General features: G+C 62.6%; 23 protein-coding genes and 1 pseudogene. 18 read left to right on the forward strand and 6 right to left on the reverse strand.

Features of this window, described 5'->3' with window-relative positions; translation table 11 throughout:
* The first annotated feature begins 11 nt into the window (after positions 1 to 11).
* On the forward strand, positions 12 to 1022 hold the full coding sequence (gene galE / locus AC0969_RS10820) for a UDP-glucose 4-epimerase GalE (RefSeq protein ID WP_479624152.1): 1011 nt from the start codon (positions 12 to 14) through the stop codon (positions 1020 to 1022).
* Positions 1023 to 1025: 3 nt separating this feature from the next.
* On the opposite strand, the gene AC0969_RS10825 is transcribed toward galE, so the two are convergent.
* On the reverse strand, positions 1026 to 2249 hold the full coding sequence (locus AC0969_RS10825) for a multidrug effflux MFS transporter (RefSeq protein WP_479624153.1): 1224 nt from the start codon (positions 2247 to 2249) through the stop codon (positions 1026 to 1028).
* A 54-nt stretch (positions 2250 to 2303) separates the two neighbouring features.
* Positions 2304 to 3491 (reverse strand): methionine adenosyltransferase, encoded by a 1188-nt coding sequence (gene metK, locus AC0969_RS10830; protein WP_479624154.1) that lies wholly within the window; start codon positions 3489 to 3491, stop codon positions 2304 to 2306.
* Between the two features lie 137 nt (positions 3492 to 3628).
* Here metK and AC0969_RS10835 point away from each other — a divergent pair, with 137 nt between their 5' ends.
* Together AC0969_RS10835 and AC0969_RS10840 are read left to right on the forward strand one after the other, a co-directional pair.
* A complete protein-coding gene (locus tag AC0969_RS10835; protein WP_479624155.1) occupies positions 3629 to 4477 on the forward strand; it encodes a lysophospholipid acyltransferase family protein in 849 nt (282 codons plus the stop codon).
* A 37-nt stretch (positions 4478 to 4514) separates the two neighbouring features.
* Positions 4515 to 5381, forward strand: coding sequence for a lysophospholipid acyltransferase family protein (locus AC0969_RS10840; protein WP_479624156.1), 867 nt, complete (start codon positions 4515 to 4517; stop codon positions 5379 to 5381).
* A 61-nt stretch (positions 5382 to 5442) separates the two neighbouring features.
* On the opposite strand, the gene yihA is transcribed toward AC0969_RS10840, so the two are convergent.
* Complete coding sequence (yihA, locus tag AC0969_RS10845) at positions 5443 to 6219, reverse strand: ribosome biogenesis GTP-binding protein YihA/YsxC (RefSeq protein ID WP_479624157.1); 777 nt, start codon at positions 6217 to 6219, stop codon at positions 5443 to 5445.
* A gap of 135 nt (positions 6220 to 6354) precedes the next feature.
* Here yihA and AC0969_RS10850 point away from each other — a divergent pair, with 135 nt between their 5' ends.
* From AC0969_RS10850 to AC0969_RS10880, 7 genes are all read left to right on the forward strand, one after another.
* Positions 6355 to 6993 carry a c-type cytochrome gene (locus AC0969_RS10850; RefSeq protein ID WP_479624158.1) on the forward strand — a complete coding sequence of 213 codons (639 nt, stop codon included), beginning with the start codon at positions 6355 to 6357 and terminating at the stop codon, positions 6991 to 6993.
* A gap of 98 nt (positions 6994 to 7091) precedes the next feature.
* Positions 7092 to 9212 (forward strand): cytochrome c biogenesis protein ResB, encoded by a 2121-nt coding sequence (locus AC0969_RS10855; protein WP_479624159.1) that lies wholly within the window; start codon positions 7092 to 7094, stop codon positions 9210 to 9212.
* Position 9213: 1 nt separating this feature from the next.
* Entirely contained in the window at positions 9214 to 10557 is a 1344-nt protein-coding gene (gene ccsB, locus AC0969_RS10860) for a c-type cytochrome biogenesis protein CcsB (RefSeq protein WP_479624160.1), read from the forward strand.
* Between the two features lie 49 nt (positions 10558 to 10606).
* The gene (msrP, locus tag AC0969_RS10865) at positions 10607 to 11608 is read left to right on the forward strand and encodes a protein-methionine-sulfoxide reductase catalytic subunit MsrP (protein WP_479624161.1); all 1002 of its coding nucleotides are present in this window, start codon (positions 10607 to 10609) and stop codon (positions 11606 to 11608) included.
* An 8-nt stretch (positions 11609 to 11616) separates the two neighbouring features.
* Positions 11617 to 12252, forward strand: a complete 636-nt coding sequence (locus AC0969_RS10870) for a protein-methionine-sulfoxide reductase heme-binding subunit MsrQ (RefSeq protein WP_479624162.1) — start codon at positions 11617 to 11619, stop codon at positions 12250 to 12252.
* A 127-nt stretch (positions 12253 to 12379) separates the two neighbouring features.
* Positions 12380 to 13603, forward strand: a complete 1224-nt coding sequence (locus AC0969_RS10875) for a caspase family protein (RefSeq protein WP_479624163.1) — start codon at positions 12380 to 12382, stop codon at positions 13601 to 13603.
* A 146-nt stretch (positions 13604 to 13749) separates the two neighbouring features.
* Positions 13750 to 14949 (forward strand): hypothetical protein, encoded by a 1200-nt coding sequence (locus AC0969_RS10880; protein ID WP_479624164.1) that lies wholly within the window; start codon positions 13750 to 13752, stop codon positions 14947 to 14949.
* Between the two features lie 21 nt (positions 14950 to 14970).
* Here the strand turns inward: AC0969_RS10880 and AC0969_RS10885 are convergent, their stop codons facing one another.
* Together AC0969_RS10885 and AC0969_RS10890 are read right to left on the reverse strand one after the other, a co-directional pair.
* On the reverse strand, positions 14971 to 15498 hold the full coding sequence (locus tag AC0969_RS10885) for a hypothetical protein (RefSeq protein WP_479624165.1): 528 nt from the start codon (positions 15496 to 15498) through the stop codon (positions 14971 to 14973).
* A complete protein-coding gene (locus AC0969_RS10890; RefSeq protein WP_479624166.1) occupies positions 15485 to 16087 on the reverse strand; it encodes an RNA polymerase sigma factor in 603 nt (200 codons plus the stop codon). The genes AC0969_RS10885 and AC0969_RS10890 overlap by 14 nt, the downstream gene beginning before the upstream one ends.
* A 118-nt stretch (positions 16088 to 16205) precedes the next feature.
* Between AC0969_RS10890 and AC0969_RS10895 the strand changes: the two genes are divergently transcribed.
* The 8 genes and pseudogenes from AC0969_RS10895 to AC0969_RS10930 all read left to right on the forward strand — a co-directional run bounded on the left by AC0969_RS10895 (position 16206) and on the right by AC0969_RS10930 (position 23220).
* Positions 16206 to 16355, forward strand: a complete 150-nt coding sequence (locus AC0969_RS10895; protein ID WP_479624167.1) for a hypothetical protein — start codon at positions 16206 to 16208, stop codon at positions 16353 to 16355.
* A gap of 46 nt (positions 16356 to 16401) precedes the next feature.
* Complete coding sequence (locus AC0969_RS10900; protein WP_479624168.1) at positions 16402 to 17175, forward strand: hypothetical protein; 774 nt, start codon at positions 16402 to 16404, stop codon at positions 17173 to 17175.
* A 210-nt stretch (positions 17176 to 17385) separates the two neighbouring features.
* Positions 17386 to 17559, forward strand: a pseudogene (locus AC0969_RS10905) (double zinc ribbon domain-containing protein); the annotation flags it as partial.
* A gap of 300 nt (positions 17560 to 17859) precedes the next feature.
* A complete protein-coding gene (locus AC0969_RS10910) occupies positions 17860 to 18252 on the forward strand; it encodes a hypothetical protein (RefSeq protein ID WP_479624296.1) in 393 nt (130 codons plus the stop codon).
* Between the two features lie 14 nt (positions 18253 to 18266).
* On the forward strand, positions 18267 to 18950 hold the full coding sequence (locus tag AC0969_RS10915) for a hypothetical protein (RefSeq protein ID WP_479624169.1): 684 nt from the start codon (positions 18267 to 18269) through the stop codon (positions 18948 to 18950).
* A gap of 31 nt (positions 18951 to 18981) precedes the next feature.
* Positions 18982 to 20094, forward strand: a complete 1113-nt coding sequence (locus AC0969_RS10920; RefSeq protein WP_479624170.1) for a hypothetical protein — start codon at positions 18982 to 18984, stop codon at positions 20092 to 20094.
* A gap of 81 nt (positions 20095 to 20175) precedes the next feature.
* Positions 20176 to 21381 carry a zinc ribbon domain-containing protein gene (locus tag AC0969_RS10925; protein WP_479624171.1) on the forward strand — a complete coding sequence of 402 codons (1206 nt, stop codon included), beginning with the start codon at positions 20176 to 20178 and terminating at the stop codon, positions 21379 to 21381.
* 9 nt (positions 21382 to 21390) lie between these two features.
* A complete protein-coding gene (locus AC0969_RS10930) occupies positions 21391 to 23220 on the forward strand; it encodes a zinc ribbon domain-containing protein (protein WP_479624172.1) in 1830 nt (609 codons plus the stop codon).
* Between the two features lie 66 nt (positions 23221 to 23286).
* On the opposite strand, the gene AC0969_RS10935 is transcribed toward AC0969_RS10930, so the two are convergent.
* Positions 23287 to 24735, reverse strand: coding sequence for an N-acyl-D-amino-acid deacylase family protein (locus tag AC0969_RS10935; protein ID WP_479624173.1), 1449 nt, complete (start codon positions 24733 to 24735; stop codon positions 23287 to 23289).

The following is a 24735-nucleotide window of genomic DNA, read 5'->3' on the forward strand; positions in this document are numbered from 1 at the left end:
AAAGGGCACCCATGATTCTCGTAACCGGTGGCGCTGGCTACATTGGCTCCCACACCTGCGTTGAACTGCTCAATGCCGGTCTGGACGTGACAGTGTTCGACAACTTTTGCAACAGCCAACCCGAGTCGCTGGCGCGGGTGGAGCGCATCACGGGCAAAAAGCCGCGCTTGATTGAGGGCGACATCCGTGATGTGGCGGCTTTGACGGCGGCACTGCAATCCAGCGGGGCCACGGCGGTGATCCATTGCGCGGGGCTGAAGGCGGTGGGCGAGTCCGTGGCGCAGCCGCTGCGCTATTACGACAACAACGTGGTGGGCACGCTGCGCCTGCTCGAAGCGATGGGCGCGTGTGGTGTGAAGACGCTGGTGTTCAGCTCGTCGGCCACGGTGTACGGCGACCCGCAGCGTCTGCCGCTGACCGAAGACCATCCGCTCTCCGCCACCAACCCCTATGGCCGCAGCAAGCTGATGGTGGAAGACTTGTTGCGCGATCTGCACCGTAGCGACGCGTCGTGGCGCATCGGCATCTTGCGCTACTTCAATCCGGTGGGAGCGCACGAAAGTGGCCTGATTGGCGAAGACCCACGCGGCATTCCCAATAACCTGCTGCCCTTTGTGGCCCAGGTGGCCGTGGGCCAGCGGGCATTTTTGAATGTGTGGGGCGACGACTACGCCACCGCCGACGGCACCGGCGTGCGCGACTACATCCATGTGGTCGATCTGGCCGTGGGCCATTTGAAGGCGCTGGAGCGGCTGCAGGCCGTGCCCGAATTTTTGACCGTCAACCTAGGCACCGGTATTGGCTACAGCGTGCTGGACATGGTGCGGGCGTTTGAAAAAGCCAGCGGCAAGCCCGTGCCCTACCAAGTAGGCCCCCGGCGGCCCGGTGATATTGCCGCCTGCTACGCCGAACCCACTGCGGCGTTAGAGCTGCTGGGCTGGCGGGCCGAGCGGGGGCTGGAGGCGATGTGTGCCGATGCCTGGCGTTGGCAGAGTGCCAATCCCAAGGGCTTCAGCGCATAGTCTTTATGTCGTGCGGCCAATGTCAGGCCAACGGCGGTGCAGCCATATCCAGGCCAGCAAGCCGACACTGAGCATGCCCATTGATGCCAGGGCCAGCGCGATGGCCGAATGCATCACCAGAGGGGCCAGCACCCCGGCCACCAGTCCATTGGCGGTGGAGCCCAAACAGGCTTGCAGGCTGGAGGCCATGCCGCGCCGTTCTGGATACAGGTCCAGCACCAGCAGGGTCACGGCGGGCACCATCATGGCCCAGCCAAATGCGAAGATGGCCACCGGAAACAGCGCCCAGCCCACATGCGCTGTGAACAGCAGGTTAGCCAGCACATTCACCACAGAGACCACCACCATGATGACAAAGCCGTGGCGGATTTGCGTTTTTGCGGGCACCTTGCCCGCCATGCGCCCGCTGCACCAGGCCCCGGACATGATGCCGGCTATGGTCAGCAGAAAGAACCAGAAAAACTGCGTCGGGCCCAGCCCCAGCAGGTGGCCCAGAAATTCCGGGGCCGACAGCACATAGAGGAACATGCCGTTGAAGGGCACACCGCTGGCCAGCGCCAGCAGCACAAAGCGCGGGTTCGAGCACAGCTGCCGGTAGCCGCGCAGCAGGTGCCTAGCATTCAGCGGCTGGCGTTGGTCCAGGTGCAGGGTTTCGGGTAAAAACCGGAAGTTGGCGGCCCACAGCAGTACGCCGATGCCGGTCAAAAACCAGAAGATGCTGTGCCAGTTGAGGTGCACAAACAGCCAGCCGCCAATGATGGGCGCCACCGCCGGGGCCACGCCGAAGTAGATGGTGATTTGGCTCATCACTTTTTGCGCATCCGCCGGGGCGAACATATCGCGCACTACCGCCCGCGACACCACAATGCCCGCGCCGGTAGACAAACCCTGCATGGCGCGGAAGAACACCAGTTGCTCAATGCTTTGTGACAGTGCGCAGCCCGCGCTGGCTAGGGTGAAGATGGCCAGACCTGTGAGCACCACCGGGCGGCGGCCAAAACTGTCTGACAGTGCCCCGTGGAACAGGTTCATGAACGCAAAGCCAAACAGGTAGGCCGACAGCGTTTGCTGCATCTGCGCCGGGGTCGCGCCCAGTGATGCCGCAATCCCAGAGAACGCCGGGATGAAGGTGTCGATGGAGAACGGCCCGAGCATGCCGAGCAGGGCCAACAAAATTGCCAGTGCCCAGCGTGGTGCGGGCCACAACTGGGCGGCATTAGGGTTCATATCAGGGGGCAGGGTGGTGAGCCCACCAGTATCCCCGCGAACCGTAAAGTGCGGTTAACCCTTCAGGCCCGCCGCTGCCCGAAGCAATTGCGCTTTGTCCGTGCGTTCCCAGGTGAACTCAGGCTCTTCGCGACCAAAGTGGCCATAAGCCGCAGTCTTCTCGTAGATCGGGCGCAGCAGGTCCAGCATCTGGATGATGCCTTTGGGGCGCAGGTCGAAATGCGCTTTGACCAGCTCGGCGATTTGTTCGTCGGGGATTACGCCCGTGCCTTCGGTGTAGATGGTCACGTTCATCGGGTGCGCCACGCCAATCGCGTAGGCCACCTGGATCTGGCACTGGCGCGCCAAACCGGCGGCCACGATGTTCTTGGCCACGTAGCGGGCAGCGTAGGCGGCCGAGCGGTCCACTTTTGTCGGGTCTTTGCCGCTGAACGCGCCGCCGCCGTGCGGGCAGGCACCGCCGTAGGTGTCCACAATGATCTTGCGGCCAGTCAAACCGCAGTCGCCTTGCGGGCCGCCGATGACGAAGCGGCCGGTGGGGTTGATCAAATACTTGGTGTTTTGCAGCCACTCTTTGGGCAGCACCGGTTTGATGATTTCTTCGATCACCGCCTCGATGAAGGATGCCTTCATCTTGGTGGGCGTTTCCGACTGGTCGGGGTGGTGCTGGGTGGACAAGACCACGGTGTCGATGCTGTGCGGCTTGCCGTCCACATAGCGCATGGTTACCTGGCTCTTGGCATCCGGGCGCAGGAACGGCAGGCGGCCGTCTTTGCGCAACTGGGCCTGGCGCTCGACCAGACGGTGCGCGTAGTAGATCGGCGCGGGCATCAGCTCGGGCGTTTCATTACAGGCGTAGCCGAACATCAGGCCCTGGTCGCCTGCGCCGGTGTTCAGGTGGTCGTCGCTGGCGTGGTCTACGCCCTGGGCGATGTCGTTGCTCTGCTTGTCATAGCAGACCATGACCGCACAACCCTTGTAGTCGATGCCGTATTCGGTGTTGTCGTAGCCAATGCGCTTGATGGTGTCGCGCGCCACCTGGATGTAGTCCACATGCGCGTTGGTGGTGATTTCACCGGCCAGCACGACCAAACCGGTGTTGGTCAGCGTCTCGGCGGCCACGCGGCTCAAGGGATCTTGCTTGAAGATGGCATCCAGAATCGCATCCGAGATTTGGTCGGCAACCTTGTCGGGGTGGCCTTCGGAGACGGATTCGGAGGTGAAGAGAAAGTCGTTCGCCATTTTGTAAACTCCTGTAGTGGTGGATGGCGCGTTGCCAGCCTTTGGAGCTTTGGCGAACGCTTTAGCAGATGTGTTTAACGTCGCCCTGCAAGTAGTTCAGTTAACTCAGCGACCTTTTCATTTTACCGTCACAAATTATGTCCCTGTTGTTCCGATGGTCCGCCCACCTGCCGCTGGCGGTGCTGCACATGCTGGGCGCGCTGCTGGGTTGGCTGGCGTATTGGGCATCGCCCACCTACCGCAAACGCTTCAACGAGAACGTGGCCCAGGCCGGGATTGCCCCGCGCCAAGCCCGCCGTGCCATTGCCGAAGCGGGCAAGCTGGTCACCGAGCTGCCCTGGCTGTGGCTGCGCCCACGCGCCCAGAAGTTACCCAAAATCCAGTGGCAAGGCGTGGAGCATCTGGAGACCGCACTGGCCCTGGGCAAGGGCGTCGTGTTTATGACCCCGCACGTGGGTAGTTTTGAGGTGGTGCCCCAGGCCCACGCCGCCCGTTTCAGCGAGCAGTATGGTGCCATGACCATCCTCTACAAGCCGTCCAAATTCGCCTGGCTGGACGCGCTGCTCAAGGCCGCCCGCTCCGCCCCCGGGCTGGAGGCCGCGCCCACCACCACCGGCGGCGTGCGCATGGTCCTCAAGTCGCTCAAACAGGGCCGGGTGGTCGGTATGCTGCCCGACCAAGTGCCCGGAGAAGGGCAGGGCGTGTGGGCGCCGTTTTTTGGCCGCCCGGCCTACACCATGACCCTGGCTTTACGTTTGGCCCGGCAAAGTGGCGCGCCGATGCTGGTAGCCTTGGGCGACCGTTTGCCCTGGGGGCGGGGCTACGTCATCCATGTGCACCCCCTGGATTTGCCGCTGGACCAGGGCGATGTGGTGGCGGCTACGGCGCTGAACGCAGCCATGGAAGACCTGATCCGCCAACGCCCCGGCATGTACCTCTGGAGCTATGCGCGCTACAAGCAGCCGCGCCCAGAAGCCCGCCCCTGATTTTCGTTTTTCTGCCCGTTTCTGATTTGGATTTTTGATGCTGTCCCAAGGATTGATTGTGTTCATGCGCCTGCTGGCGCGCCTGCCGTTAGCCTGGTTACGTGGTGTGGGCTGGGTCTTGGGGATGCTGCTGTACGGTCTGCTGGGCGGTCGGCGGGCCATCGCCACCACCAACCTCACACTATGCTTTCCAGAGCAGTCTGCGCAGGAACGGCGGGCGCTAGTGCGGCAAATCTTTGTGTATTTCACCCAGGCTTGGCTGGACCGGGGCTGGCTGTGGCACGGCGCGCCCGAGCGCACCTTGCAGCGGCTCAAAATTGTGGGCGACGTGGCGCAGCTGAACGGCGATGCACCGACCGTGCTGTTTGTGCCGCACTTTGTGGGGCTGGACGCAGGGGCTACCGCCCTGTCGCAGCAGATTCCGCGCAGTTTCAACACCATCTTCACCCCCCAAAGCAACCAGGTGATGGACGCGTGGATCGCCCAGGGCCGCCAACGCTTTGGCAACGCCCGCCTGTTTGACCGCCGCCAGGGGGTGAAAGAAGTCGTCGCCTCGCTGCGCCAGGGCCAGCCGCTGTACCTGCTGCCCGACATGGACTTTGGGGCCAAGGACGCGTTTTTTGTGCTGTTTTACGGGGTGGCTGCGGCCACCGTGCCGTCTTTGTCGCGCTTCGCCCGGCTGGGCCGCGCCAAGGTGGTGCCGGTGCTGACCCGCATGACAGCCTGGGGTTACGAGGTGGAGGTGCTGCCCGCCTGGGAAGACTTCCCCAGCAATGATGCTGAAGCCGACACCGCTCTGATGAACCGCCGCCTGCAAGACTACATCGCCACCATGCCCGCGCAGTACTTCTGGGTCCACAAGCGTTTCAAAACCCGACCTCCGGGCCAGCCAGAGGTGTATTGAGGGTCGCTATGTTTTTAGTAGCATCTGGCGCAGGTGAGATATGCGCTAGAGGCCTAAAAGACTATTGATCTTCGTCCAGATTCTCGGGTTCGTCGAGGTTCTCAGGTTCGTCGATCACCGGTGCGGCGGGCTTGGGCGCAGGTGCATCCGAGCCTTCGGGGTGCGCCCACTGCCACAGCAACTGGCTGGCTTCGTCGATGCCCTGCTTCTTTAACGCCGAGAACAACTTCACCTCGCCGCCACCGGCTTGCAGCCGCGCGATGGACAAGGCCTTGGTGGCCTCTTCGCGGTTTAGCTTGTCGGACTTGGTCAGCAAAATCAAGAACTTTAGACCTTCGGCAACGCGGGGGCGCACGATGTCCAGCAAGATTTCGTCCAGCTCGGTCAGGCCGTGGCGCGGGTCGCACATCATCACGATGCCGATCAGGTTCTCACGCGTCACCAAATAATTGGCCATGACGCGCTGCCAGCGGATTTTGTCGGCCTTGGGCACGGCTGCGTAGCCGTAGCCGGGCAAGTCGGCTAGTACTGCATCGGTGATGCCCTGTTTGCCTAGGCTGAACAGGTTAATGTTTTGCGTGCGGCCGGGTTTTTTGGAGGCGTAGGCTAGCTGCTTTTGCTGCGTCAAGGTGTTGATGCAGGTGGATTTGCCCGCGTTGGAGCGGCCCACAAAGGCGATCTCCGGTACGGTCAGCGGCGGCAAGTGGTGCAGTTGCGGCGCGGTGGTCAGGAACTTGGCGGTGTGCATCCAGCCCGAAGCGATGACCGCTTGGCTTTTGGCGGGCGGCAATTTGGGCAAGGGCGCGCCGTCGGCTGCCGGGGGAGAGGTAGGAATCATGGAGTCTTCGAAGGACAAGGTGCAGGTGTTGCGCCCGTCGTGTTCATGGGGTTCGCGTAAAGAGAACCGGGCCTGCATTGTAGAATCATCGGCTAATACGACCCAGAAAAAAGACAAATCGATAGGCCCACGAATATGAAGCTCCTTGTCTCCCTGTTGACCGCCGCCGCGCTGGCGAGCCCCTTTTTGTCGGCTTCGGCCAATGAAGAAAAAGCTGCCGCACCTATGGCCGCCAAGCCCGATTTGGTCAAAGGCGAGGCCAGTTTTACCGCTGTGTGCGCCGCCTGCCACGGTGCTGACGGCAATTCGGCCATCGCCGCCAACCCCAAGCTGTCGCAGCAACACCCTGAGTACCTGCTCAAGCAATTGCAGGAATTCAAGTCCGGCAAGCGCAATAACGCGGTGATGAAGGGCTTTGCCACCACCCTGAGCGATGACGATATGCGCAACATCGCTTACTGGGCGGCCTCTAAAAAGGTGAAAGCCGGTTTTGCCAAAGACAAAGAGCTGGTGGCTCTGGGTGAGCGCATCTATCGGGGGGGCATTGCCGACCGCCAAGTGGCCGCCTGCGCCGGTTGCCACAGCCCCAACGGTGCGGGCATTCCGGCCCAGTACCCGCGCTTGGGTGGCCAGCACGCCGACTATGTGGCTGCGCAGTTGACCACCTTCCGCGACGGTGGCCGCAAGAACAGTGCCCAAATGACGATGGTGGCCGCCAAGATGAACGACCGTGAAATCAAGGCTGTGGCCGATTACATCGCGGGCCTGCATTGATGTGACGTGGGGGAACCAAGTTCTCCCATTTGCGCTCCATAGGGCGGGCCATCCCAGATGGCCCGCCCTTTTAATTTTTAGTTTCTGCACTTTTTTCCATGTCCGTTAGCACCCACGGCGTTCGCGTCAAAACCGGCTCCCACGCGCTGCGCGCTGCGGTAGAGCTGTTGTCGTCCATGCGGTTCTCGATCTCGCTGCTGACCGTGATCTGCATTGCCTCGGTCATCGGCACAGTGCTCAAGCAGCAGGAGCCGCTGGTCAATTACGTCAACCAGTTCGGGCCGTTCTGGGCCCAGGTGTTTGCGGCGGCCAGCCTGACCACGGTGTACAGCGCTTGGTGGTTCATGCTGATCCTGGGGTTTTTGGTGCTCAGCACCTCGCTGTGCATTGCGCGCAGCACGCCCAAAATTTTGGCCGACTTCAAAATATACAAAGAAAACATCCGCGCCCAAAGCCTGAAAGCCTTTGCCCACCACGCCCAGGCCACCCTGGCTGAAACGCCCGAGGCGGCGGCCCGGCGTATCGGCCAAACCCTGGCCAGCGGTGGCTGGAAGGTCAAGCTACAGCAGCGTGACAATGGCTGGATGGTGGCCGCCAAAGCCGGTGCCGCCAACAAGCTGGGCTACATCGCCGCGCACAGCGCCATCGTGCTGATTTGCATCGGCGGCTTGCTGGATGGCGATTTGGTGGTCAAGGCGCAGATGCTGCTAAATGGCAAGTCGGTCTACACCGGCGGCGGGTTGATTGCCGATGTGCCCGTGCAACACCGCCTGGATGCCAGCAACCCGACCTTTCGCGGCAACATCCTGGTGGCCGAGGGCGGGCAAAGCAGCACGGCGCTGCTGAACCGGGCTGATGGCGTGGTGCTGCAAGACCTGCCGTTTGCCATCGAGCTGAAGAAATTCATCGTCGAGTACTACTCCACCGGCATGCCCAAACTGTTTGCCAGCGAGATCGTCATCCACGACAAGGAAACCGGAGCCGCCATTCCGGCGCGGGTCGAGGTCAACCACCCCGCCCACTACAAGGGCGTGGAGATTTACCAGTCCAGCTTTGACGACGGTGGCTCCCAGGTGTCGCTGCGGGCCGTGCCAATGGGGGCGGCCACCAAGCCGTTCGAGATTGAAGGCGTGATCGGCGGCACCTCGCAGCTGAGCCAGGGCACCGGCGGTGAAAAGCTCACGCTGGAATACACCGCGCTGCGCGTCATCAACGTGGAAAACTTTGGGGCCGATGCCTCTTCTTCGGGCGCGGATGTGCGTAAGGTGGATCTGCGCCACGCCATCGACTCGCGTCTGGGTGCGGCCAACAAGACGCAAACCCAAAAAGTGCTGCGCAACGTCGGCCCCAGCATCACCTACAAACTGCGCGATGCCGCCGGCCAGGCCCGCGAATTCCACAACTACATGCTGCCAGTGGACACCGGCGACGGCGTGCCGGTGTACCTGCTGGGTATGCGCGAGAACCCGGTGGATGCCTTCCGCTACCTGCGCATCCCGGTGGATGGCGAGGGCAGCATGGACAGCTTCACCCGCCTGCGTGCGGCCCTGCTCGACCCGGCCCTGCGCGCCCAAGCGGTGCAGCGCTACGCCGCCAAGGCAGTAGACCCGGCGCGGCCCGAGCTGGCGCAGCAACTCAGCCTGTCGGCCAACCGCGCCCTGGCCCTGTTTGCCGGGACTGAGCCTGGCGGCAAGAACGCCAAGGGCGGCCTGCAAGCCATCGCCGACTTCATCGAAACCAATGTGCCCGAGGCCGAGCGTGAAAAAGCCGGTGCGGTGTTGGTGCGCATCCTGAACGGCGTGCTGTTCGAGCTGCTGCAAGCCACGCAAGCCCAAGCCGGACTGCCGCCCCTGGAGGCATCAGACACAACCCAGGGCTACATGACCCAGGCCGTGCTGGCCCTGAGCGACGTGCAGTTCTACCCCGCGCCGATGGCCTTTGGGCTGACCAACTTCACCCAGGTGCAGGCCAGCGTATTCCAGGTGGCCCGCGCACCGGGCAAAAAAGTGGTGTACCTTGGCTGCGCGTTTTTGATCCTCGGCGTGTTTGCCATGCTGTACATCCGCGAACGCCGCGTCTGGGTGTGGCTGAGCCAGGGCGAGGGTATTACGGAAGCCAGCATGGCCTTGTCCACCAACCGCAAGACGATGGACGGCGACCGCGAATTTGACCACCTCAAAAGCAAACTGATAGGCTCCCCGACCGAGGCGAAAGACTGATATGACCACCACTACCTCACCTGTCACCATCCAGCTCAACGAAGCCTACTTTGGCCGCCGCAGCCCCTTTGACTGGCTGTTTGCCGCCTTGGTGGTGGCCGGTGGCCTGTTTGCCTTCAGCCGTTATATCGACTTTATGGACGTGTACGAGAAGGGCATCTTGCTGGGCACCCTGCCCGCCGCCATCTGGATCGGCTGGTTCTGGCGGCCTTTGCGGGTGCTGATGCTCACGGTGGCGGCGTTGTCGCTGTTGGCGATATGGTCCTACCAGGTAGACGGGCAGGGCAGCCTGCCGCGCTCGGAAACCGTGTTCTGGCTGAAATACTTTTTGTCCAGCCAGTCGGCCATTTTGTGGATGAGCGTGCTGTTCTTCATGGCCACTATTTTTTACTGGTTGGGTGTGGCCACATCGGGCGGCAACAGCGCCAGCATGGAGTCCCTTGGCTCGCGCATCACCTGGACGGCAGTGACGATGGCGCTGGTGGGCACGATGGTCCGTTGGTACGAAAGCTACCTGATCGGGGCCGATGTAGGCCATATCCCGGTCAGCAATTTGTACGAAGTGTTTGTGCTGTTTTGCTGGCTCACCGCCACCTTTTATTTGTACTTTGAAGCCCAGTACAACACCCGCGCTATGGGTGCCATGGTGATGCTGGTGGTCAGCGCGGCGGTGGGCTTTTTGCTCTGGTACACCGTGGTGCGCGAGGCGCATGAAATCCAGCCCTTGGTGCCCGCGCTGAAAAGCTGGTGGATGAAGCTGCACGTGCCTGCCAACTTCATTGGCTACGGCACCTTTGCGATGGCCGCCATGTTGGCGTTTGGCTATTTGATCAAGCAGCAAGCGCTAGAGACGCGCTGGCACAAGCTCACCCCGCTGTGGCTCCTGGGCATCGTGCTGTGCTTCATGCCGCTGGTGTTTCGCAAAACCACCACTGAGGCGGGCGGCAGCTACTGGGCGGTGTATTTGCTGATTTCAGCGGCCATCATGGGGGGCATTTTGTGGGGCCGCCAACGCATTGCCGCGCGCCTGCCCAGCCTGGAAGTGCTGGACGACGTGATGTACAAATCCATCGCCGTGGGCTTTGCCTTCTTCACCATCGCCACCGTGCTGGGTGCTCTGTGGGCGGCCGAAGCCTGGGGCGGCTACTGGAGCTGGGACCCCAAGGAAACCTGGGCGTTGATCGTCTGGTTGAACTACGCCGCCTGGCTGCACATGCGCCTGATGAAGGGTCTGCGCGGCACGGTAGCCGCCTGGTGGGCGCTGGCTGGGCTGGGCGTGACCAGTTTTGCGTTCTTGGGCGTGAATATGTTCTTGAGTGGACTCCATAGCTACGGAACTCTGTAAGACTTTTGCGCCTCGGACGACTGATAGCTAAACCACCAGGATTTGCCCCATGTTGATCAAGACCCACTCCGACGGCTTTCTCCACCCAGCCTCTAGCGAGATCACGCCGCACAGCGTCTACGCCGGGCGGCGCGACATGGTCAAGCTGATGGCCAGCGGCGTCGCCGGGGCGGCGTTGGCCACCTGGGCCGGGCGTGAGGCAATGGCTGAGGTGGCTGCCCAAGGTGGGGGCAAGCTGGCCCCGCTGGTGGGAGGCAAATCGGCGGTGGCAGGGGCTGCGGTGATGGAAAAAATCACCCCGTACAAAGATGCCTCCACCTACAACAACTTCTACGAATTCGGCACCGACAAAGCCGACCCGGCGCAAAACGCCCACACCCTGAAAACCACGCCCTGGACCGTCGAGATCGAGGGCTTGGTCAAAAAGCCCGCCAAGTACACGCTCGAAGACCTGCTCAAGCTCAGCCCGATGGAAGAGCGCATCTACCGCCTGCGCTGCGTGGAGGGCTGGTCTATGGTGATTCCGTGGGTGGGCTATTCGCTCAGCGCGCTCATCAAAGCGGTGGAACCCACCAGCGGCGCCAAGTTTGTCGAATTCGTTACCCTGGCCGACCCCAAGACCATGCCCTTCGTCGGCTCCCGCGTGCTGCAATGGCCCTACGTGGAAGGGCTGCGCATGGACGAAGCCATGCACCCGCTGGCGCTGCTGACCTTTGGCATGTACGGCGAAGTGCTGCCCAACCAGAGCGGCGCGCCGGTGCGCATGGTGTTGCCGTGGAAATACGGCTTCAAAAGCGGCAAGAGCATCGTCAAAATCCGCTTCACCGACAAGCAGCCCGCTACCGCCTGGAACAAGGCCGCCGCCAACGAATACGGCTTTTATTCCAACGTCAACCCGAATGTGGACCACCCGCGCTGGAGCCAGGCCACCGAGCGCCGCATCGGCGAAGACGGCCTGTTCGCCAAGAAGCGTAAAACCCTGATGTTCAACGGCTACGAAGCCCAGGTGGGCCAGTTGTATGCCGGGCTGGACCTGAACAAAAACTTCTGATTTCCCCCGTGAAAAAGCTCTTGCTCCACCCCGCTGCCAAGCCGGGTGTCTTCTTGCTCTGCCTGCTGCCTTTTCTGTGGCTGGTGGTGGGTGCGTTCACCGACGGCCTGGGCGCTAACCCCGCTGAGCACCTGATCCGCGCCACCGGTTCCTGGACGCTGCGCTTCCTCTGCATCGTGCTGGCCGTCACGCCCTTGCGCACCCTCACCAACACGCCGGGCCTTGCGCGCTTTCGCCGCATGCTGGGGCTGTTTGTGTACTTTTACGTGGTCATTCACCTGCTGAGCTACAGCTGGTTCGACATGGGCTTTGACGTGCCGGACATCGCCAAAGACATCGCCAAGCGGCCGTTCATCCTGGTCGGATTTTCTGCCTTTGTGCTGCTCACCCCCCTGGCCGCCACCTCGTTCAACCGCGCCATCAAGGCGATGGGGGCCAAGCGCTGGCAGACCCTGCACAAATTGGTCTACGCCATCGCGGCCTTGGGCTTGCTGCACTTTTTCTGGATGCGGGCGGGTAAAAATAACTTTGCCGAGGTGGGCGTGTACGCCGCCATCATCGCGGTGCTGCTGGGCTGGCGTGTGGTGCATTATTTAAAGAAAAAAGGCCTCCAGCGCACGTCCTATATGCGAAAGCAGCTATAAATAATGTAGTAATATTCTATGAATGTTGCGACGCGTAGTAATTTTTGGGGCCTTATTTACCACTTGCCTATGGATGTGGGGCTGCCCGGCATTGGCACAAGCTGTGGGGGCGGTACCGCGCACCGCGTTGGTCTTCGGAAATGCCGCGTATTCCGCCCCTGATGCGCCGCTGAAAAACCCGGTAAGCGATGCCCGTTTGATGGCGCGCACGCTCAAAGAGCTGGGCTTTGATGTACGCCTGCGGGAGAACGCCGACCTGCCCGGCATGCAGCAGGCGCTTCGCGCGCTAGAGAGCACGCTGCGCCAGACCAAAGGGATTGGTTTTGTGTACTTCGCCGGTCATGGCGTGCAGGTGACGGGGCGCAATTACATCGTGCCGATTGGCGCATACCTGGTGCGGGAGAAAGATGCGCAAAAGTACGCCATTGATGCCGATGCGCTGTTGCAGGGACTGCGCGACACCGGTAACCCGCTCAATATCGTGGTGCTGGATGCCTGCCGCAACAACCCGCTGCTGGCGACCAACCCTAGTCGCAGTGCGGGTAGTGGCCCTGCGACCAAGCCCGGTTTGGCGGCCATGCATCCTCCCGAGGGGGCGCTTGTGGCGTTTTCCACAGAGCCGGGCATGCTGGCATCGGATGGACGGGATGCGGGCAACGGCCCCTATACCCGCCATCTGGCCCGCTGGCTAAAAGAGCCCAATCTCACCCTGGAGCAGGTGTTCAAACGCACGCGCGCCGCCGTGCAAGCCGAGACGGGCGGCACGCAAATCCCCACGGAGTACAGCCTGCTGACCGGGGCCGATATGTATTTGGCGGGGGGCGGCCCCAATACCCCCTCCGCCGCACAGGCCCCTGTGCAGCCCAACTCCAGCCCATTGGCTGCGAGCCGGTCAGTCGATCCCCGGATGCCGCCACCCGACACCACCAGTGCGCGCCGCCAATTGGCGCAGCTGGGGGTAGGCTTCAACAAGCAAAGCTGGCAGGAGGCCATCGACAACGACGATGTGCAGGTGTTTGATGTGCTGATGGCCTCGGGCTGGCGGGTGGAAGTGCAGGATATCGTCAAGATCATCGACCCGCGCGAGAACCGGTGGGACTGGCCGAGCAAGATCATGCAGTCCATCGTGCACCAGGCCCACACCCTGCCTTTCGCCGCCGAGATGTGCGACGTACCCACGATGGCCCGGCGGTTCAATCAACTGCCCGATCTGCTCCAGCGCGGCTATGACTCGCCTGCACTGGACGGCACCCGCATTCTTTTTCACCGTGAAACGCTCAACACCCTGCTGCAACCCCGCTGGGCCTTCTACCAGCAGCTATGCGGCACACTGCGCACCGTTAAACGTTAGCTAAAAGGTCTTTTATGGGTTTTTGTACCGACTGTGGCCAAGCCGCCCCAGCTGATGCCAAGTTTTGCGAACACTGCGGTCACAGTTTTCCCGCTGAGGCCGGGCCACCGATAGACCAGGCCCGCAAGTGGATCAGCAGCTGGGTCATGCCGTTCAACGCCTCCTTGCTGTTTGGTACCACCATGGTGGGCGTGCTCGACTTTGTGTCGCCGCGCATCGCGCTGTTGCCCTCCGCCGCAGCGGTGGTGCTCGCCTGTCTACTGACCCTGGTGGGCTTGCGCCGGTTTGTGGCCCCCAACCTGCCCAATGCCAACCCACTGCGTCTGTTGCTGACCCCGAACCTTGCCTTGCACCGCTCCCCGTTGCTGGTGGGTACAGGGGTTTTGTCGCTGCTCATGGTGTCTGGCGCGGCGTGGTCGCATGCCACGGCAGCCAAAGGGGGCGTGGTTGCCAGCCATTTTGATGCGGCGCGCAATGCGCAGATGCAGCTGGGCCTGCTGCAAGGCGTCCAAAAAGAGCAGCGCGTGCAAACCGCCGTGCTCGAAGACATTCGAGAAGGGCGCACCTCCAATCCCCGGCGCGAGCTGGCCAATCAGGGGATTTTGTGGACGACGAGTGACCGGGCCAATGCGGTTGAAAGCGGAGACACGGCTGTGGTCAGTTTGTTCTTGGCCGGAGGAATGCCGTGGTCGCAACGAACCATCAAGCGGCCGCTCGAAAGTGGAAATCAGACCATGGTGCAGGTGTTTTTGGAGTACCCGCAGTTGCTCCAGTCTGAAGACGCTTGCATGGAAAGCATTCGCTCCATGCAGGTCAGCCCTGTTTCAACACTGCGCAAGCAGCTCACTTACCGCCCGCAGAAGGTACCCGCCCTCACCGCCGTGGACCTGCGCTTGCTTCAACTGTTCTGTAACAAGCCCGGTGATGAAGCGAGCCTTCAAGAACGCCTGCAAAGTGACAAGGAAACTTACCAATCTCAACTCAATAAGCACGCCAACGGGTCCATCGCCATACGCACTGCACCAGGGACGCTACGTACCAGCGCTGAATGTCAGCGCGATTTGACGGCAGACAACGGGCAGCGCGTGCTCCGTCTGGCGCACTCGTATGAGTCGCTGGGCAACCAACAAGGTTGCGGTCCTCTACCGTGTTTCGATTACGCGACTGCGGGCAGTGAGGCGCTGATGTTCAAGCTCAAAAACAGCTCGTTACCTGGGGCGGGCGGGCTCAGCGGCCAGAACCTGGCAGACATCAAGGCGTATTGCGATGTGGCCAACTACCAGGTTCCTGTGTTCGATGACTTTGAGATTCAGTGGCAGGAACAGGTGCTGCAAGCCCTCCACTGAGCGCCCGCCCTCAGTCACCTGTTAACGAGCCGTCGCATCCAGCACCGTCGGATGGGCGCGCAGCGCCGATAACGCGGCCTTGTGTTGCACGGTGGGCACGCTAAAGCGCCAGATGCCGTCTTCATCGGGGCCGCTCAGCACGGTGGCTTGTAGCTGCACCAACAAACCCCCCAGCGACTGCACCGTGGCTTGAGGCGCAAAGCGCACGGCCAGCACAGTGTGGGGCACTTTGTTGTCACCGGGCGTGACTATGCCGCGCCATGCCGTTTCATCCACCGGGTGCACCGTCTGCCAGCCCAGCAGCCCGGCTTGCAGCACGATCACCAAGCTGGCCAAAGCCGTGGGCCAGCGGGTAAACCAGCCGCGCAGGGCGCTGCGCCAATCGGCTGCGACGCGCACCGGGGCATGGGCCGCATCGGCGCGCAGTCGGGCATGCAGGCGGTCTAGCCCGGCTTCGGGGTCGATCTGGGCCAGTTCGGCCTGCAAGCCTTCGCGCAGCGCGGCGCGCAGACCAAGGTCGTTGTCGGGGTGGGATTCAGGCACGGCCATCGGGTTCTCCTTCGCGGGCCAGCCAGCGCTCCAGGCAGGCACGCAGGTTCAGGCGGCCATGGTAGAGGCGGGTTTTAACGGTGTTTTCAGGGCTGCCTTGTAGCCGGGCAATATCAGCCAGGGGCATGTCTTCCAGTGCCCACAGCATCAGGCTTTCGCGCTGTTGCGGATTGCGCAGTCGGCGCAGGCAGTCCATCACGCCGTGCTGGCGCTGCTGCCGGGCCAATTGGGCGGGGGGCTCGTTCTGAGGGTCGGCTGGGAGGTCGTCTGTGCCGTCCAGTTCATCGCCGGGCGGGTGGCGCTGCAATTTACGCAACTGGTCAATCGCCTTGTTGCGCGCCAGGGTGAGCAGCCAGGTGCTGAAGGCCACCCGCCCGTCAAAGCGCTCGGGGTAGCGCCACAGGTCGTGGAACACGTCGATGACCACCTCCTCGGCCAGCGCATCCACATCCAGCCCGCTGGGCAGCACCCGGTAGCGCACAAATAGCCGCACCTTGGGCGACCAGCTGCGGTACAGGCTGTCGAGAGCGCGGGTGTCGCCAGCGCGTACGGATGCCAGGAGTTCGGCGGGGGTGGGGGGAGCTTGCATGGATAGGCGGGGATCATAACTTTGGTTGTTACACAAATAGTTTGAACCGGGGTGGGTGGGCTTGCGAATAACAGAGGAGCCGATTTTTTCAACCCCTCCCAACCGCAAAGCCAACCCCATGACCCAAACCGCCGCCCGCATTGCCGCCATCGTGGCACTCCTGTCCATCCTGGGTGCTTGCGCCTCCGCCCCTCCTGACAAGGCGGCCAGCACGGCACAAGCTGCCAGCCCCGCCTGGTACGCGGGCACGCTTGGCATCGCTGACTGAGCGCTGCGCTCGCCATTTTTATCCCCTATCAATCAAAGGATTCGCCATGAAAAATATTTCCGCATTCGCCCTAGCCCTGACTACTGCCCTTGTGCTGACCGCCTGCGGTGGCGGAAGCGATGACACCACCGCTGCGAGCGGCGGAACCGGTATCGGCAGTGCAACCGGCGGTACTGCCGGCACGGCCACCAACCCCGTCAACGTTAACTACCTGGGCACCTATTACCTGCAAGACCTTGCGACGGCCACTACCACCGCCACCTACACCGACAAAGGGGTCGGCGTGGCGGGTGTGCTCAGCCTGCGCGGCAGCAGTATCACCATGACTCCGGCCAGCGATGGCGGCATTGGCTATGGAGGCCCCGTCACGGCGGGCGTGGCGGTGGGCAGCAACACGGCGGATACCCAGCTGCCCGCCATCGCCCTGTTGTGCCAAAACGCCGCCAGCATGGCCCAAAAAGGAACAGACATCTTGGTGGCCGCCAGCGCCACGCGTTTGCTGAAGGCCGCCGACCTAGCAGGGCAGAGCTTTAGCGTGTTCCGGGAAGACTGTGCCATCACCAGCGGCTTCAGCTTTGCCGTGGACGGTGCAGGCAATGCCAACATCACAGACTCTAGTGGGATCTACACCCTGGCGGCGGCGGACTTCACGCAGGTGCTGGCGGGTAGCCTGCACCCCATCAGTGGCGGCTCCATCGCTTTGGCGGCCTACAGCTATAAAAAAGGCGACGGCAGCACCGCCTATGCCGTGCTGGAGCATGGCTCGCCCAGCACCACGGGTTTGACGCGGGGCTTTTTGGGACTGTGGTCGCAGCAGTAGACAAAGTCTTATTAAATATGGGCTACCAGCCCATATTTAATATGCGCTAGTAGCTATTATAAAAATAGCAGTTGGTGCGCTGGGTTAAGAAAGAATTTCGGGGCACGGTACTGAAAATTGCCTTCATTTTTAGCATCTAGAATGGTTACAAGAACTTTCAAATTGGGTTGTCAGTTCATTTTTTATCCCGCGCTTGTCGCAAGGAAACCAATGGCTACGAATTGTCCGAAGTGTGCAACTGCCAACGCGGACACCGCGAAATTTTGCAAATCCTGTGGCTGTGATTTGCGCGCCGTGGTGGCTCCGGCACCCGTGCCGGAAGCCCCCGTTGGCAAAGCCTGCGGCCAATGCCAGGCGGTGAATGCCCCTACGGCGAAGTTCTGCAAATCCTGCGGAACACCGACCGCGCAGGCAGAGCCCGTTGCCGTGCCGGCTCCAGTGCCACCGCCACCCGTTGCACCCCAGCCTGCGCCTCTTGACGAACCCGTTTTTCTCCCTGTCGCTGAACCAGAACCTACGCCCGTGGTTGTGCCAAAGCCAGAGCCTGTTCCCGCCCCGGCACCCGTGCCGGTTCCGCCGCCCCCAAAGCCAACGCCCAGCCCTGCACCTGCACCGCTGCCCACGACAGGCCGCCCCTCCTATGTGGTACCCGCCTGCATCGGCGCAGCGTTGTTGGCGGCGGTAATGGGTGGCTACTTCGCATTTGGCCGCAGCTCGCCTGAACCAACGCCCGCTGTGGTGGAGGCCGTGCCTGCTGCGCCTGTGGTCGCGCCAGCCCCGGCCCCTGTGCCCACGGCCGAGCCTGCACCCGCACCGCCTGCCGTCGAAGCGCCGCCGCCAGCGCCCGCCGTGGCCCCCGCGCCAGCCCCTGCCGTGGTGGCTGCACCCGCACCTGAAAAACCCGAAACCCCGCCCGCCAAGCCCCAGGCCGAGCTCCGTGTGGTGCCGGACAAGGCCAAAACTGACGAAGCGGCCCAGAAAAAGCGCGCCGAGCGCGATGTCCAGGCCCAGCAGCGCGTGCGAGATAAGGCGGCATTGAAAGATGCCAACCGCACTCTGGATGACCTCTTGAAATGAACCGGACACACACTATGAAATTACTTCGTTTGTCGGCAGTTGCCCTGGCCGTGGCTCTTTCGGGCTGCGCTCAGATCCAAGAAAAAACCGGCATGGACAGCAAGTCCGTGGGCGCAGGCGTGGGGGCTGCTGCGGGCTGTGCGGTGGGTGCCATTGGCGCCAAGCTGATGGGCAAAAACCCGCTGGCGGGTTGCGTGGTGGGCGCGGTGGCCGGGGGCTTGATCGGCTTCCAAAAAGCCCGCCAAGACGAAATGGATGCCGCAGCCAAGGCGCAGCAAGAGGCTGTTGCGGCACTGGCCAATCTGCCTGCGGGCCAGCAGGCCCGGGTGGGTGAGATCAAAACCGTGGAAGTAACCGCCACCGACAAGGCCAGTAACGAGACCAAGAAGTACCAAGCGTTTGACTCGGTCAGTGTGGACCTGCCCCTGTCCACCAAGGGCACGCCCGAGTACGACGCGGCCATTGGCAAGCTCAAAACCCTGGCCGAACGCGTGGCCGACGAGCGTGGCTCGTCCACCATCGAGCTGGCCATGACGACCGCCGATGCCCGCGCCAGCAAGGTTGCGCTGGAAACCGCCAGCGCCAAAACCGCCAAGGGCAGCACCGTCACCGTGGCCAAGGTGGCCGACAACACCGTGCCCAAGGGCATGCAGCGGGTGACGGTGCGGGCCGGAAAACTCCAGCACACCACCGTCTAAGCGCAACAGCCATCCACAGAGAGTCTAAAAAATGTCATTTCAACAACAGTTAAGCCAGTCGGCGGGCCTCATATCAGCGGCAGATGCCATTCGCAACTGGCGTGCCGCCGTGCTCTTGCTGGCCAGCATGGTGGCCGCCGGGGCGGTGTTTGCCCTGGGCGGGGTGGTGGCGGTGCACGTGCATGCGCTGGTGGGCGCTGTGTTCTTTTTGCTCGGGCTGGCGGTGGCGTTTTACGGGGCCAATGCGGTCGGCATCATGCTGATGGACGAGGCCCGGGGCGGTACATCGCGCCCCATCTTGGCTGCCGTGCTGACCTCGGTGGGCACCGGGCACCGGTTGATTTTGGTGATGCTGATGGTGGGGGCTGTCTACCTGCTGGGCCTGCTAGCCTTGGTGGTACTGTTATTTGTCTGCAAGCTGCCAGGGCTGGGGCCGCTGCTGTTTGCCTTGGTGTTTCCGTTGTGCGTGGTGGTTTCGGGCATGGCGGTGTTTGCGCTGTATGCCGTGATTACCCCGTTGGCGGCTCCCGCCATCTGGAGCGGGGCCACGGCCATGCAGGCCATGTCGCGCCTGGCGGCGATTGCGCGCCAGCGCATCGTAGTGGTGATTTTGTCGATGCTGGTGCTGCTGCTGATCGTGATGGTGGTGGGCGGCATTCTGGTGGGCATCATGCTTACCGGAACCCTGGTGTCGGGCGGTTTGTCTGCCGGAATTCTGAACGTGGGCAGCATGTCTATGAACAGCATCACCTCCCTCGTTAACCAATCGGGCGGCAGCGGTGGCAGCTACATGGCGGCGGGCGCATTTGGCGGCGGTATTGTGTGGGCGATTGCTTTCACCCTGCCCACGCTGGTGTACTTCCGGGGTTGCTGCCAGGTGTATTTGTCCAGCATCCAGGGTGTGGATGTGGAGGGCATGGAGCAGCAAATGCGTGGGGCGATGGATGCCGCCAAACGCAAGGCCGAAGAGGTCAAGGCCAAGGGTGAGGCGATGGCCGCCCAGCAGGCTCACCGCTTTGAAGCAACGGCTGCCATCCCTGTAGCCGCTGTCGTCACTACGGCCCAGCCCCAGTGCCCGGTGTGCGGCACTGCCTGCGTGGCCGACGACGTGTTTTGTGGCGGCTGCGGGCATAAGCTGGCCTGACATCCCTGTGCGGCCAACTGCCGCACCCCCCCCCCCCCAACTTTCAACCACCAGTCCCTAGGGCTGGTCCAAGGGATATCCATGGCTATTTTTTGCACAAAATGCGGCACCCATAACGAAGACGGCGCAGCCTTTTGCGACAACTGCGGGGGCGCGCTGCGTAAGCCCGTGGTGGTGGCGTCTGCACCCGCTCCTGCTGTGTCCATTCCCTCCATTTCACCCAAGAAAGCCCTGATCGCCGGGGCCGCCTTGTGTGCGGTGCTGGCCGTGGCGGGCGGCGTGGTGTATTTCGTCAACCAGCCGCCTGCCGCCACTCCCAGCGCTCTGCTGGCAGCGGCCAAGGCGGGCTTTGGCGATGCGTTCGACAAAAAGTACCAGTCCACGCTGTGCATTGGCAATATGGACTATGCCGCCAGCCCGTTCAATGCAGCGCAAGGCGACACCAGCACCCGCACCTGGCTGGACGCGCTGGTCAAGGCCGGTCTGTACAGCCCGGCGGTAGAGATTCCTGCGGCTGATTTTCAGCAGGCATTGGCCCAATACCAGCCTACCCCCGAGTTGGCCAAATGGCGCAAGGGCCGCAGCCTGTGCGCGGCCCACCACGTCGGCATTGCCGAGGTGAGCGACATCCAAAAGCCCGCCGAAGAGTCCATCACCGGCGGCGCAGATTCGCCCAAGGTACTGGCCGTCAAAGCGTCTTTTGTACTGCAAACCACTGACACCGCGCCGTGGATGTCCACCGCCGAAGTGCGCGATGCCGTGCTGCCGCAGTTGCAGGGTTGGACCTACCAAGATGCCCATTTGCAGCGCGTGGAACCCAACTCGTTTGGCCTGCGCGAGGGCAAATGGGCCACCGGCATGGCCTATGTCGCCGAGCTGGAGCAGCAGGTGAAGGCTGCCCGGCGTGGCCAAAAAGCCGACGGCAGCACCGCCGCTGCTAGCCCTGGCCTGTTTTCGGGCATCGGTGCATCGCTATCGAACCTGTTCAGCTTTGGCGGCCACCCGCTCAAGGGCACCTGGCGCATGGATGCCGAGGCTATGGGCGAGTCGATGGGTGTAGGCAAAGGCATGGGCGGCATGCTGGGCAACCAGATGGACATGACCTTCACCAGCACCAGCATGGACGTCGGCGGGCAAAGCATAAAGGCCACATTTGAGGTGGATGGCAAGCGGGTCAAGGTGATGCCCGAGGGCCAGCCCGGCGGGCTGATTTTTGTGATGATAGACAGCGACACCGCCAAAGTGGACATGGGTCTGATGTCCGTTCAATACAAACGCGTGAAATAGGCTCACCCTATGTCCTACGAATACAGCTCTGACCAGGCCCAGCTCGACTTCCCCAACCCCTACCGTGTGGAGAACATGCTGTGGGCGGCACGCGCTGGCATTTTGCTGGTGTGTGCGGTGGCCCTGCTATTTTTGGCCCGCAAGCACCTGGCCGCCCAGGCAATCGGCAGTTTCATTGTGCCGGTGGCGCTGGGGGTGGTGTTGTTGGTGCTAGGGGCCTGGAATCTGATGCGCATTGGAGCGCAGTTGCGGGTATTTTTTGGCCGGGGTCAGCCTGCTGGTTTGGCCATTGAGCTGGGCTCTGATGCGGTCGGCAGCAGCGACGATGCCAATGCGCTGATGCAAACCATCCGCCAGGGTACGCTGGAATTTGCGCTGCCCAGTGGCCCGCTGAACGGCGTACTGTATTCGCTGGTCAAGCATCTCATTACTGCGCCCGCCTATGTACAAAACGTGCTGCAAATGCGCTTTTCCAACCTGGCCTCGTATGGGTTTTTGATGCTCATCATGGGCGTGGCCATGCTGTTTGTGTGGGGCTCGCCGGTGCAAGGCTGGGTGGGCGGCTTCTTTTTGGTACTGGTGGTGTTCATGGCGGTGAAGCCGGTGTCGGGCGGCGGGGCCGATGCCAAGGTCAGTTTCAACCTGACGCAAATCGTGCTGCTGGTGCTGGCCGCCGTGCTGGGGCCGGTGGCCTTGAGCTTTCTGCAAAGCCGGTTGCCCGATGTGTCGTGGGCCCACTTTGGCGCGCAGGCCTTTGTGATCTTGCTGGCGCTGGCCGCCATCGAGGCTGTATTTTTTGTGGCGGTGCAAAAGAACATCGACCCACCGCCGCCCGTGAGCAAGGTGGACACCCTGGGCACAGTGAGCTTCAACAGCGACCCCAACCTGTTAATGCAAGAGATCGACCGCGAAATGCAGCGCAACTGGGCCCAGCGCATTCCCAACCGCCGTTATGCCCGATTGCTGCCCAACATCGCGCTGAACCAGCGCGCAGGCAACTTCAAGGGCCTGGTGCTCGAAGAAACCCAACCCATGGCTCCCGGCACCTTTGCCAAGATGGACTGGGCCACGGTAATGGCGTATCCCCGCTTTTTTTGGCTGATGGTAATTGATGCCCTGGGCGTAGCTCTGACGCTGGCGGGAACTCTGGCCCTGGTGGTGTTTGCGGTGCAGTTCGACCCGCTGCAAGACTGGCGGCCCGTGATGGGTCTGGCCACTTTGGGGTTGGCCCTGGTGGCCGTGGGCGGCTATGCGTTTCGCAGTGCCCACACCCTGTGGGGCCGGTTTGATTTTGAGTCCACCCTGACCTGGATCGAGATGGAGGGCAGCTTCATCCGCTCCAAGATTGACCTGGGCAACCGCCTGCAAGACCGGGTGTTCACCGAGCGCGATCTTGTCAACGTGGAGAACATGACGCTGCGGGTGTGGGTCACGCACCTGCGCAGCGTGGTGTTTGGCCACCAGAGCAACGGCAGCGCCACCCGGCGCGTCATCACCGGTATGCAAGGCCACCCGCAAGAAGCCCAGTACCTCAAAAACCTGGTCACGCAATTTGCCAGCGAGCAAAGCATTGTGGTGGCCCCCGGCTCCACCGAGGACGTGCGGCGCATGGCGACGCTGGGGGCTCTTAACCAGTTGGGTGCCGCTGGTGGCGCGCAGGCGGCGTTGCCCCAAGGTGTGTTGGCCGAGGCATTGATCCAGGCCAGCGGACCCGCTGTGCCGTCCCGTGCCGAGGTGGCTGCACCTCGGTTACGCCGGTTTTGCAGCGCGTGCGGCGTGCACAACCCAGACGATGCCGGGTTTTGCGAGAGCTGTGGCGCCAAGTTGGCAGGGATGTAAACCCCTCAACTTTTAAAGGAAAAGTGGCTCTAGCGCATGTGCTGCCTGCACAAAATGCTATAAAAATTATAGCGAACCACGCCGCACAAACCGCCCCGCCCGCATCCCGGTAGCGCGACCCTGGGCGGTGTAGCTGAGGACACCGTTCACCCACACCTGCTCAATCCCGGCGCTGCACTGCATGGGGTTTTCAAAGGTGGCCAGGTCGCGTACGGTCTGCGGGTCGAACACCACCACATCGGCGAAATTACCCACCTGCAGCGTGCCGCGCTCGGCCAGGCGGAACTGCCGGGCCGACAAGCCGGTCATTTTGTGGATGGCTTGCTCCAACTCCAGCACGCCTTTTTCGCGCCAGTAGCGGGCCAATACGCGGGGAAACGCGCCCCACAGCCGGGGATGCGGGCGCTCGTCGTGCGGCAGGCCGTCAGAGCCGATCATGGACAGCGGGTGGGCAATGACGCGCTCCACATCGTCTTCGCGCATTTGAAAGTAGCAGGCCCCGCCCGGCTTCAGGCGGATACAGGCTTCTTGCTGCGTCACGCCCCAGTGTTGGGCGATGGCGGCCAGGTAGCGCCCGGCCATTTCGGGGTGGGGCTGGCTGCCGGTGATGAGGATGTCGATCACGCCGTCTACCAGGTCTTCGCGCAGCACGGTAGAGCCTGCGGTGTAGGGGTACACGTCCATTGCAATCTCTTGCGACTCGGCCAGTTTTTCGATCAGCGGCAGGGTCTCTTGCGTGCGGCCCCAGTTGGCCGGGCCGGCGCATTTGTGGTGAGACAGCACCAGCGGCAACCCGGCCTGGCGGGCTGTGAGCGCGGCCTCTTGCAGGGCGGGCAGGATGCCGGCCAGCTCGTCGCGGATGTGGGTGGCGTAGATGCCACCCGCGCGCGCCGCCACGCTGGCCAGGGCGATCAGCTCGGCGGTATCGGCCGCAAAAGCCTCGCGGTAGAACACCCCGCTGGACAGGCCCAGGCCGCCCGCGTCCATCGCCTCTTGCATGTCGTGCGCCATCGCGGCCAGCTCGTGCGGCAGGGCCGGGCGGTCGAGTTGGGCCATGTGGCGCATACGCAGGGCGGTGTGGCCCAGCAGCGCCGCCACGTTGACAGCGGGCGGGGTGGCATCTATGGCGGCGGCGTAGGCGGCCATGCTGCCGAAGCGAAACTGGTGCTGGCCCAGCAGCGACAAAGGCGCGTCAGGCGTGCGGGACACGATGGGCACCAGCGAGATGCCGCAGTTGCCGGTGACCACGGTGGTGATGCCTTGCGACAGCTTCGGCAACATGGCCGGGTGGTCGAGCGCGGCGGCGTCGTCGTGGGTGTGCACGTCGATAAAACCGGGGGCAATGACTTTGCCGCTGCAATCGAACACCACCGCGCCCAGGGCCATGGCGCTCAGCGTGCCGGGTTGGCCGATGGCGATGATGCGGTCGTCCGCCAGCAGCACGTCGCCATGCCAGCCGGGGGTGTTGCGGCCATCGACGACCAGGCCGTTTGTCAGCAGAGTGGTGGGGTGCAT

The sequence above is a fragment of the Rhodoferax sp. LB1P47 genome, from assembly GCF_056521445.1.

Coding starts and splice junctions, on each gene's coding strand:
- galE (WP_479624152.1), top strand. CDS start 12: ATGATTCTCGTAACCGGTGGCGCTGGCTACATTGGCTCCCACACCTGC.
- AC0969_RS10825 (WP_479624153.1), bottom strand. CDS start 2,249: ATGAACCCTAATGCCGCCCAGTTGTGGCCCGCACCACGCTGGGCACTG.
- metK (WP_479624154.1), bottom strand. CDS start 3,491: ATGGCGAACGACTTTCTCTTCACCTCCGAATCCGTCTCCGAAGGCCAC.
- AC0969_RS10835 (WP_479624155.1), top strand. CDS start 3,629: ATGTCCCTGTTGTTCCGATGGTCCGCCCACCTGCCGCTGGCGGTGCTG.
- AC0969_RS10840 (WP_479624156.1), top strand. CDS start 4,515: ATGCTGTCCCAAGGATTGATTGTGTTCATGCGCCTGCTGGCGCGCCTG.
- yihA (WP_479624157.1), bottom strand. CDS start 6,219: ATGATTCCTACCTCTCCCCCGGCAGCCGACGGCGCGCCCTTGCCCAAA.
- AC0969_RS10850 (WP_479624158.1), top strand. CDS start 6,355: ATGAAGCTCCTTGTCTCCCTGTTGACCGCCGCCGCGCTGGCGAGCCCC.
- AC0969_RS10855 (WP_479624159.1), top strand. CDS start 7,092: ATGTCCGTTAGCACCCACGGCGTTCGCGTCAAAACCGGCTCCCACGCG.
- ccsB (WP_479624160.1), top strand. CDS start 9,214: ATGACCACCACTACCTCACCTGTCACCATCCAGCTCAACGAAGCCTAC.
- msrP (WP_479624161.1), top strand. CDS start 10,607: ATGTTGATCAAGACCCACTCCGACGGCTTTCTCCACCCAGCCTCTAGC.
- AC0969_RS10880 (WP_479624164.1), top strand. CDS start 13,750: ATGCCGTTCAACGCCTCCTTGCTGTTTGGTACCACCATGGTGGGCGTG.
- AC0969_RS10885 (WP_479624165.1), bottom strand. CDS start 15,498: ATGGCCGTGCCTGAATCCCACCCCGACAACGACCTTGGTCTGCGCGCC.
- AC0969_RS10890 (WP_479624166.1), bottom strand. CDS start 16,087: ATGCAAGCTCCCCCCACCCCCGCCGAACTCCTGGCATCCGTACGCGCT.
- AC0969_RS10895 (WP_479624167.1), top strand. CDS start 16,206: ATGACCCAAACCGCCGCCCGCATTGCCGCCATCGTGGCACTCCTGTCC.
- AC0969_RS10900 (WP_479624168.1), top strand. CDS start 16,402: ATGAAAAATATTTCCGCATTCGCCCTAGCCCTGACTACTGCCCTTGTG.
- AC0969_RS10910 (WP_479624296.1), top strand. CDS start 17,860: ATGGGTGGCTACTTCGCATTTGGCCGCAGCTCGCCTGAACCAACGCCC.
- AC0969_RS10915 (WP_479624169.1), top strand. CDS start 18,267: ATGAAATTACTTCGTTTGTCGGCAGTTGCCCTGGCCGTGGCTCTTTCG.
- AC0969_RS10920 (WP_479624170.1), top strand. CDS start 18,982: ATGTCATTTCAACAACAGTTAAGCCAGTCGGCGGGCCTCATATCAGCG.
- AC0969_RS10925 (WP_479624171.1), top strand. CDS start 20,176: ATGGCTATTTTTTGCACAAAATGCGGCACCCATAACGAAGACGGCGCA.
- AC0969_RS10930 (WP_479624172.1), top strand. CDS start 21,391: ATGTCCTACGAATACAGCTCTGACCAGGCCCAGCTCGACTTCCCCAAC.
- AC0969_RS10935 (WP_479624173.1), bottom strand. CDS start 24,735: ATGCACCCCACCACTCTGCTGACAAACGGCCTGGTCGTCGATGGCCGC.